This window comes from Nesterenkonia alkaliphila (assembly GCF_009758175.1).
GTDB lineage: Bacteria > Actinomycetota > Actinomycetes > Actinomycetales > Micrococcaceae > Nesterenkonia > Nesterenkonia alkaliphila.
Map to the genome: position 1 here is coordinate 23,305 of NZ_WRPM01000003.1, position 7,970 is coordinate 31,274.

General features: G+C 63.9%; 7 protein-coding genes and 1 tRNA gene. All 8 read right to left on the reverse strand.

Annotated features, from left to right (window positions below; all coding sequences use genetic code 11):
- Entirely contained in the window at window positions 1-840 is an 840-nt protein-coding gene (locus GNZ21_RS00175; protein WP_188503789.1) for a carbohydrate ABC transporter permease, read from the reverse strand.
- A complete protein-coding gene (locus tag GNZ21_RS00180; protein WP_157320218.1) occupies window positions 837-1,826 on the reverse strand; it encodes a carbohydrate ABC transporter permease in 990 nt (329 codons plus the stop codon). The genes GNZ21_RS00175 and GNZ21_RS00180 overlap by 4 nt, the downstream gene beginning before the upstream one ends.
- The gene (locus tag GNZ21_RS00185; protein WP_157320237.1) at window positions 1,823-3,061 is read right to left on the reverse strand and encodes an extracellular solute-binding protein; all 1,239 of its coding nucleotides are present in this window, start codon (window positions 3,059-3,061) and stop codon (window positions 1,823-1,825) included. Before GNZ21_RS00185 ends, GNZ21_RS00180 begins: the two co-directional genes overlap by 4 nt.
- Before the next feature lie 203 nt (window positions 3,062-3,264).
- Complete coding sequence (gene clpX, locus GNZ21_RS00190) at window positions 3,265-4,557, reverse strand: ATP-dependent Clp protease ATP-binding subunit ClpX (RefSeq protein ID WP_157320220.1); 1,293 nt, start codon at window positions 4,555-4,557, stop codon at window positions 3,265-3,267.
- A 191-nt stretch (window positions 4,558-4,748) separates the two neighbouring features.
- A complete protein-coding gene (locus GNZ21_RS00195; protein ID WP_157320222.1) occupies window positions 4,749-5,408 on the reverse strand; it encodes an ATP-dependent Clp protease proteolytic subunit in 660 nt (219 codons plus the stop codon).
- 68 nt (window positions 5,409-5,476) lie between these two features.
- Window positions 5,477-6,088: an ATP-dependent Clp protease proteolytic subunit gene (locus GNZ21_RS00200; protein ID WP_157320224.1), complete on the reverse strand. Its 612-nt coding sequence runs from the start codon at window positions 6,086-6,088 to the stop codon at window positions 5,477-5,479.
- A gap of 117 nt (window positions 6,089-6,205) precedes the next feature.
- Entirely contained in the window at window positions 6,206-7,642 is a 1,437-nt protein-coding gene (gene tig / locus GNZ21_RS00205) for a trigger factor (protein WP_157320227.1), read from the reverse strand.
- Window positions 7,643-7,733: 91 nt separating this feature from the next.
- Window positions 7,734-7,807, reverse strand: a tRNA-Pro gene (locus tag GNZ21_RS00210).
- Between the last annotated feature and the right edge of the window lie 163 nt (window positions 7,808-7,970).

Sequence of the window (7,970 nt, forward strand, 5' to 3'; positions counted from 1 at the left end):
CTAACCCTTGACAGCGCCCTGTGTCAGGCCGGAGACGATACGCCGCTGGAACAGCAGCACCAGGACGACGACGGGGATGGTCACCACGATCGCCGCCGCCGAGATAGCCCCGGTGGGCTCCTCGAACTGGCTGGCGCCGGTGAAGAAGGCCAGGGCGGCCGGTACCGGCCGGGCGGCCTCGGTGGAGGTCAGTGAGATGCCGTAGACAAAGTCGTTCCAGGCGATGAAGAAAGCCAGGATCGCAGTGGTGAACACCCCGGGGGCCGCCAGCGGCACGATCGCCTTGCGGAAGGCCTGCCACTGGGTGGCCCCATCCACCTGGGCGGCCTGCTCCAGGTCCCAGGGGATCTGCCGGAAGAACGCCGAGAGCGTCCAGATGGAGATGGGCAGGGTCAGGGACAGGTACGGGATGATCAGCCCGGGCCAGGTGTCGTAGAGGCCGATGGTGCGCCAGAGGTTGAACAGCGGGGTCACCACGGAGATCACCGGGAAGATGGACACTGCCAGTGCTGCGCCGAGGATGATCCGCTTGCCGGGGAAGTCCAGCCGGGCGATGGCGTAGGCGCAGAGGGTGGCCAGCACCACGGCGATGAAGGTGGCGATAAGGGCGATGCCGATGCTGTTGCGCAGTGCGGAGAGGAACAGCCCCTGGGCGTCGCCGACAAAGATCATCTCGTAGTTCTGCCAGGTCCAGCTGGTGGGCAGGAAGGTCTGGTTGCCCAGATCACCGGGGGTCTTGAAGCTGGTGGCGAAGATGGCGGCCACGGGGAACAGCGAATAGCCGAGCACCAGCACGGTCACCACGGTCCAGCCGAGCCGGGATTTGGTCTTGGGATTCACTGCTCCGCACCGCCCTTCTTGGCCTTGGCCTGGGACTGGTCAGTGCCGGAGGCCAGGTCAACTTTGAAGAGCTTGACGGCGATGAAGCACATCAGCAGTACGCAGGCGAAGAGCACCACCGAGACCGCCGAGCCCAGTCCGATCTCCAGCCGGGAGATGGACTGCCGGTAGGCCAGCAGTGCCAGCACCTCGGTGTTCTGGTCACCACCGGTCATCACGAACACCGAGTCGAAGATGCGGAAGGCGTCCAGCGCCCGGAAGAGCACGGCAACCATGATCGCGGCCTTCATATTGGGGATGATCACCCGGGTGAACTGCTGGCTGCGGGTTGCCCCGTCCACTTTGGCGGCTTCGACCAGCTCACCAGGGACCTGGGCAAGTCCGGCCAGCAGCAGCAGCGCGATGAACGGTGTGGTCTTCCAGATCTCGGCGGCCATGATGATCGACAGGGCAGTCCAGGTGTTGCCGAACCAGTCCAAGTCGGCGCTGATCCCCGGCACCCAGGAGAACCAGTTATTGACGAACCCGGAGTTGATATCGAACATGAAGTACCAGGCGAAGGCAGAGACCACGGTGATGATGGCATAGGGCACCAGGATGGCGGTGCGCAGGGCTCCGCGCAGGGCTTTCAGCGCCCGGTGCATCACCAGAGCCAGGGCGAAGCCGAGCACCAGCTCGATGGCCACCGTCACCAGGGTGATCAGCAGGGTCACCAGGAAGGCCCGCCAGAAGGTCCAGTCGGAGAACAGCAGCAGGTAGTTGTCCAGGAAGATGAACTCGCGTTCATCCGGGGTGGTCAGCCGGTAGGAGAACAGTGAGTCGAAGGTGGCCTGGGCGATCGGATAGGCGGTGACCGCCAGCATGACCACGAACGCAGGGCCAGCCAGCATCCAGCCCAGCCGGGCCTCTGCTTTGGTGCGCTGTGACTTCACCGGCTTCCCGGCTTTGACTCCCCGCTTGGTGGCAGGTACTGCGGCGGTGCTCATAGCAGGCGCTCCCCTCGCAGGACGTCAAGGATGTACTGGGCGGTATTGGCGGGGGTCCGCTCGGCGTCGACACCGGAGACCGGGGTGAAGTTAAGCTGAATGGACTCGGAGATCTCGTTGTAATACGGGGTCTGCGGCCGCGGAGCTGCATGGTCCAAGGCGTCCCGGATGGTCTCCGCCATCGGGAAGTCCTCCTCAATGGCGGGGTCGTCGAAAGCTGAGGCTGAGGAGGGCGGGTTGCCGTTGGTGAGGAAGTACTCGGTCTGGTTCTCGGGGCGCACGATGCATTCGATGGCCTCGAAGGCGAGCTCCGGATGCTCAGATTCGGCACCGACCCCGAGATTGATCCCACCAAGCGGCGGGGCTGCGGGGATGTCGGGATCCACCCTGGGATACTCGGCCCACCCGATGTCATCGGGGAGATCGGCATCAACGCTGCCCTCCTCGGCCGCGGCATTGGTGGCCGGCCAGACGAAGGGCCAGTTGACCATGAAGGAGCCGTTGTCCCGTTGGAACATGAGCATGGACTGGTTCTCATCCAGGGAGGCCACGCCGGGCCCCGCCAGCTGCTCGGAACCGATAGTGCTGATGATCTCCGCAGTCCGCTGCCCAGCCTCGGACTCCAGGTTGGTCTCCAGCTCCTCAGCACCCGCAGAGGGATCCACCAGGATCGATTCGCCCTGGGACTCCATGAGGCTGTTTACCCATACGGTCATCGACTCAGCCCGGATGCCCTGGATGCTGAGGTATTTGCCCTGATCCCGGGCCGCCTCGATGAGATCGTCCCAGGTGACCGGTTCGCTGAAGTCCAGGCCGGCTGCCTCGGCCACGGATTCGCGGTACCAGAGGATCTGAGTATTGGCCCAGAACGGGACGGTGACCAGTTCGTCATTCCACATGGCCCCGGCCAGGGCACCCTCGAGGGTGTCCTCGGTGGTGCGCTCAGCCACGTCCTCAGGCACCGGGGCCAGGAAGCCCGGTTCGGCCAGTTCAGGAATGAAGGGCGGGTCGATGGACATGATGTCCAGGGAGGAGTCCCCGGCGGCGAGCCGGCGGGCCAGCTGCTCCCGCTGGGCGGGGGCATCATTGGGCAGCAGGGAGGTCTGGATCCGGTAGGCACCCTCAGCCTCATCAGTGCACTGCTGGGCCAGCGCCTGCTGGCCGCCGTCGTCAGGATTGATGTACCAGGTGAGCACGGGGACATCATCTTCCCCGCCGCAGGCCGTCAGCACCATCGTGGCGGCTGCGGCGGCTGCCGCAGCCCGGGACCAGTTTCGCTTCACGGGTACAACACCTCCTCCTCGTCAGTCCTCGAGGTGACCTGCATCATATCTCTAGGGAGCACATTAGTACTCCTCAGTCACAAAGGGAAGCGCCCGGACTCATCTCTCCCAAACAAAAGGCCCGGTCAGAGCCATAGCGTCAGGAGGATGCAGGGTTATGCGGATTTCTTGCGCAGTCGTTTGGCTTCGGCGCGGGTGACCATCACCGGTTCTGCGCCTTCCCGGACAACCTCGCCGGTGATGGTCACCGCTGCGATATCGTCCCGGCCGGGCAGGTCGAACATGATGGGGTTGAGCACATTCTCCAGGATGGAGCGCAGCCCGCGGGCGCCAGTGCCCCGGGCCTGGGCCTGCTCCACCACCGCAGCGATGGCGTCCTCCTCGAACTCCAGCTCCACATCATCGATGCTGAAGATCTTCTGGTACTGCTTGAGCAGGGCGTTCCTGGGTTTGGTGAGGATATCGGTCAGCGCGGCCTCGTCCAGCTCCTCCACAGTGGCCACCACCGGCAGGCGCCCGATGAACTCGGGGATGAGGCCGAATTTGTGCAGGTCCTCCGGCTCCACATCGGCGTAGCTGGCCTCCCCGGGAACGATGCTGGAGAGCGGGGCACCGAAGCCCAGACCCTTGCGGCCGGAGCGGGACTCGATGATCTCCTCCAACCCGGCGAAGGCACCGGCCACAATGAAGAGCACATTGGAGGTGTCGATCTGGATGAACTCCTGGTTGGGGTGCTTGCGCCCGCCCTGTGGAGCCACTGAGGCCACTGTGCCCTCCAGGACTTTCAGCAGGGCCTGCTGCACACCTTCTCCGGAAACGTCCCGGGTGATGGAGGGGTTCTCGGACTTCCGGGAGATCTTGTCGATCTCATCGATGTAGACAATGCCCTGCTCAGCCTTCTTCACGTCCCCATCGGCAGCCTGGATGAGTTTGAGCAGAATGTTCTCCACGTCCTCACCCACATAGCCGGCCTCGGTGAGGCTGGTGGCATCGGCCACGATGAAGGGGACCTGCAGTTTCTTGGCCAGGGACTGGGCCAAGTAGGTCTTGCCGGAGCCGGTGGGGCCCACCATGAGGATATTGGACTTGCCGATCTCCACCTCATCGAAGGGCCCCTTCTCCAGGGAGGCCGTCTTGGAGGCCGAGCCGGTGGAGTGGATGCGCTTGTAGTGGTTGTGCACTGCCACGGCCAAAGCCCGTTTGGCCTTGTCTTGGCCCACCACGTATTCGTCCAGGAACTCTTTGATCTGCCGCGGAGTGGGCAGCTCAACCTCCGTGGTCTCCTGAACCTCGTTGAGGTACTCATCGATGATCTCGTTGCACAGCTCGATGCACTCATCGCAGATGTACACGCCGGGACCGGCGATCAGCTTATAGCGCACCTGCTTCTGCGATTTGCCGCAGAAGGAACACTTCAGCAGATCGGTGCTCTCACCAATTCGGGCCATAGCCGGGAAACCCTCTCACCGTGCAGATATTTCGGGAACTCCATCAAGCCTACGGCAGACCCCGGACATCCTCCCGCACCGACTCACACAGCGCTTGTCCCGGCGGCGGGCTCATGTCCCGCTCGCCTCTCGCTCGGCTGCAGTGGCGCCGAGCATCACGCCTGAAGTCGGCACATCGCTTCGCTTGCGCCTCACACCGGGAGTTTGCGGCTCGAGAGCACCTCGTCCACCAGGCCGTACTCCTTGGAGTCGGCGGCGGAGAGGAACTTGTCGCGGTCGATATCCTCACTGACCTGCTCAGCAGTCTTATCCGTGTGCTGGGCCAGCACCTCCTCCATCCAGGTGCGGATCCGGCGGATCTCATCAGCTTGGATGGCAAGATCGGTGGCGGTTCCCCGGGAGCCGCCGATGGCCGGCTGGTGGATCAGCACCCGCGCATTGGGCAGGGCGAACCGCTTACCGGGAGTGCCGGCGGCCAGCAGCACGGCAGCGGCTGAGGCAGCCTGGCCCAGGCAGACCGTCTGCACATGCGGGCGGATGTACTGCATCGTGTCGTAGATGGCGGTCATCGCAGTGAAGGACCCGCCGGGCGAGTTGATGTAGAGGGTGATGTCCCGCTCCGAGTCCATGGACTCCAGCACCAGCAGCTGGGCCATGATGTCATCGGCCGAGGCATCATCGACCTGGGCGCCGAGGAAGACGATCCGCTCCTCGAACAACTTGGCGTAGGGATCCTGGCGCTTGAACCCGTAGGGGGTCCGCTCTTCGAACTGCGGCAGAATGTAGCGGGAGTCCACGGTGCCCGGTGCAGTGGGCAGGGCCTGCGGGGTCTGGCTGAGGTCAAAATTCATCTCAATGTCTCCTGTGAAGAACTGGTGGCCGGTGAAGTGTGCGCGGGCTGGCGGCGTCGTACTGGTCCTCAGACTCCGCCGCCGCCGGAGACGGTGGAGGAGCGCTGGGCGATCTTGTCGAAGAACCCGTACTCCAGGCCCTCCTCAGCGGTGAACCACTTATCGCGGGCGTTGTCCTTGAGAATGGTCTCCACGCTCTGCCCGGTCTGCTCGGCAGTGAGTTCGGCCATGACCTGCTTCATGTGCTTGATCAGCTCAGCCTGGATGCGCACATCGGACTCTGTGCCGCCGATTCCGCCGGAGGGCTGGTGCATCAGGATCCGGGCGTGCGGGGTCGCGTAGCGCTTGCCGGGAGTGCCGGAGGAGAGCAGGAACTGTCCCATAGATGCGGCCAGGCCGGTGGCGATGGTGACCACGTCATTGGGAATGAACTGCATGGTGTCGTAGATAGCCATGCCGGCAGTCACCGAACCACCTGGGGAGTTGATGTAGAGGTTGATGTCCGCTTCGGGATCCTCGGCGGAGAGCAGCAGCATCTGGGAGCAGATGGTGTTGGCGTTGTCATCGCGCACCTCGGAGCCCAGCCAGATGATCCGCTCCTTGAGGAGCCGGTTGTAGATGTAGTTCTCCTGGGACGCGGGGTCTACGCTCGAGGCCGCGGTGGGCAACTGCTCAGACATTCAGGTTCCTCCTTGTGACGGGTTCTGCTACGACATTACTTGAGAGGGACGAGGCCGTTCACACGCAAAACGCCCCAATCCGCTCAGAGCAGACGGGGCGTTCGCTGGGGGTGAGATTTACTTGGACTCGGAGTCTTCCTCAGCCTCTTCGGCAGTCTGCTCAGCCTCGGCGGGCAGTTCGGCGGACTCAGGGGCGGAGGCGGCGTCGTCCTGATCCTGCTCAGCCTCCTGCTCAGCCTCCTGCTCAGCCTCCTGCTCCTCGGCGGGGGTGACGAAATCGGTGAGGTCCACCTCGTTGCCCTCAGAATCGGTGACCTTGGCCAGCTCCAGGACCTTGGCCAGGGCCTTGCGGCGGCGGACTTCGCCCATGATCATGGGCACCTGGCCGGCCTGGTCCAGCATCTGGGCGAACTGGTTGGGCTCCATGCCGTACTGCTGGGCGGTGGCCACGATGTACTCGATCATCTCGGCCTGGTCCACGCCGATCTCTTCCTTATCGGCGATCAGGTCGAGCACGATCTCGTTGCGGAAGGCCTCCTCGGTCTGCTCCCGGATCTCAGTGCGGTGCTCCTCAGTGTCGTGGGAGTCGCCCTCGGAGTGGCCCTGGGAGGTGAAGTGCTGGCTGATCTGCTCCTCGATCACCGATGCGGGGACCGGCACCTCGACCAGGCTCATCAGCTTCTCGAGGACCTTGTCGCGGGCTTCCACTCCCTGCTTCTCCAGCACAGTGGACTCGGCCTGCTTCTTAAGATCGGCCTTGAGCTCCTCGATGGTGTCGAACTCGGAGGCAAGCTGGGCGAACTCATCGTCAGCCTCGGGCAGCTCGCGCTCCTTGACCGCGGTGAGGGTGACCTTCACCGAGGCCTCCTCGCCGGAGTGCTCACCGCCGGAGAGCGTGGTGGTGAAGATGGCGTCCTCTCCGGCAGAGAGTCCGTCGAGGGCCTCGTCGAGCCCCTCGAGCATGGTGCCGGCACCCACCTGGTAGCTCAGCCCGGTGGCGTTGTCCACCTCTTCCTCACCGATGGTGGCCACCAGGTCGATGGTCACAAAGTCGTCAGTCTTGGCCGGGCGGTCGACCTCTTTGAGGGTGCCGAAGCGGGAGCGCAGGGCGTCCAGCTCCTCCTGCACAGCCTCCTCATCGGCCTCCTTGGCCTCAATCTGCACCTCGAGACCGGCATAGTCGGGCAGCTCCACAACCGGCTTGATGTCGATCTCGCCGGAGAACTTCAGCACGCCCTCATTGGTCTTGGGATCCGGGATCTCGTCGACCTCCACCTCCGGGCGGGACAGCGGAGTGATCTCGGCCTCGGCCAGACCAGCCTGGTAGAACTCCTGCAGGCCGTCGCTGATGGCCTGCTGGATCACGGCCTCGCGGCCGAACCGCTGGTCGATGATCGGGGCGGGAACCTTGCCCTTGCGGAAGCCGGGGATCTGAACCTGGTTGGCGATGCTCTTATAGGCAGCCTTGATCTTGGGCTCGAGCTCCTCGCCGGACACCTCCACGGTGAGCTTGACTCGAGTCGGGTTCAGTTCTTCGACGGTGCTCTTGACCACGTATGGGCTCCTGTTGCTGATGCGTTGTCGGTTCGGGGACTGCGGGCATGCCCCGCTGTTGTCCGTGCGGCACACGGCATGTGTGCCGTAGTCGGGGCGACAGGATTTGAACCTGCGACCTCCTGCTCCCAAAGCAGGCGCTCTACCAAACTGAACTACACCCCGGGATGGGCACGCCGGAAGGCATGACCAGTGCGGGCACACGAATGCCTATGGCACGGACCGCTACACCTTACCGTGTCATTGACCCGCCCCGCGAATCCTGCAGGGCTTTCTTAAAGTCAGGGGGTCTGAAGAGGATGGGTGAGAGTTGGGGTGCTCGCGGCGT

Excerpts from the sequence above, each read along its gene's own strand:
- GNZ21_RS00180 (WP_157320218.1), bottom strand. The coding sequence starts at position 1,826 with ATGAGCACCGCCGCAGTACCTGCCACCAAGCGGGGAGTCAAAGCCGGG.
- GNZ21_RS00185 (WP_157320237.1), bottom strand. The coding sequence starts at position 3,061 with ATGGTGCTGACGGCCTGCGGCGGGGAAGATGATGTCCCCGTGCTCACC.
- clpX (WP_157320220.1), bottom strand. The coding sequence starts at position 4,557 with ATGGCCCGAATTGGTGAGAGCACCGATCTGCTGAAGTGTTCCTTCTGC.
- GNZ21_RS00195 (WP_157320222.1), bottom strand. The coding sequence starts at position 5,408 with ATGAATTTTGACCTCAGCCAGACCCCGCAGGCCCTGCCCACTGCACCG.
- GNZ21_RS00200 (WP_157320224.1), bottom strand. The coding sequence starts at position 6,088 with ATGTCTGAGCAGTTGCCCACCGCGGCCTCGAGCGTAGACCCCGCGTCC.